1 pseudogene is annotated in these 1,152 nt (G+C 65.1%); it reads right to left on the reverse strand.

The window, feature by feature from the left end:
* Positions 1-40 precede the first annotated feature (40 nt).
* Positions 41-1,152 (reverse strand): annotated as a pseudogene (locus tag HLA95_RS27400) (IS3 family transposase); the annotation flags it as partial.

Raw genomic sequence — 1,152 nt, forward strand, 5'->3', positions numbered from 1 at the left:
TGGAGTGCACCCCGTTTCACCGGACAGGGTCTGGGTTGGGTTAAGCACTGAGTTTGCGGAACTCGGCGGGCGAATGGAAGCGTAGCGCCGAGTGCGGGTGGACATTGTTGTAGTCGTCCATCCAAGCCTGCAGCAGCCCGAGGACGATAGCGGCATTGGGCAGGATCGAGAGCTGCAGGTAGTCACGGCGGAAGGTCTTCACGAAGGCCTCGGCGATGCCGTTGCTTTGTGGGGAGCAGACGGGGGTGAAACACAGGCGCAGCCCAAGGGCGGTGGCCGTGTGGCGGGTGTCCTTGGCGATGTAGGCGCTGCCATTGTCCGACAGCCATTCTACCGGATGAGGCGTCTTCAGGCTGTCAAAGCGCCGCTCGACGCAGGCGACCATGAGGTCCTGGACCATCTGACCTGAAATGCCGACCGTGGTGGCCGACCAGGCAATGATCTCCCGATCACAAGCGTCGATCGCGAACAGGATGCGGACGATCTCGCCGTTGCGGCAGGTCAGCTCGAAGTGGTCGGAGCACCAACGGATGTTGGAGGTCAGGGCCACGACGACGCCGTCATGGGTCCGACCGAGCTGCCGGCCGGTGTGCCGCTGCAGGGTGAGGCCATGGTTCTGCAGGATGCGCAGCACCCGCTTGGCGTTCATCCTTGGCAGATCCTCGTTCTGCAGGCGGCGGTTCAAGAGCGCGGTGATACGGCGATAGCCATACGATGGCCGCTCGCCGACCAGCTGGCGGATCAACGGCAGGAGCCGGTTGTCCTCGGCCTTGTGATAGCGCCCGCGCGGCCTGGACGAGCCCATCCGGCGCTCGATCAGGTTGGAACGGGCAACGCCGAGCGTGCTGGCGATCGTGGTCATCGCGAACCGCCCCGCCGACCGTGCCACGACGGCAGCAGCGACATCGGTTTTTTTGCCCGTGCCGCATCCAAGGCCTCTTTGAGGATCTCCACCTCCAGGGTCTTCCGCCCCAGCAGGCGCTCCAGCTCCCGCACCCGCTTTTCCAGGTCGCGGACCTGGGTCTGGCCGACCACTGGCTCATCGGCCTGCACGGCCTCAAAGCCACCTTCCAGCATCCGGCGTCGCCAGTTGAACAGCATGCTGGGCGAGATGCCGGCTTGGCGGGCGACCAGCGATACGCTCATGCCGGG

This window comes from Geminicoccus harenae, assembly GCF_019800005.1.
Classification (GTDB): domain Bacteria; phylum Pseudomonadota; class Alphaproteobacteria; order Geminicoccales; family Geminicoccaceae; genus Geminicoccus; species Geminicoccus harenae.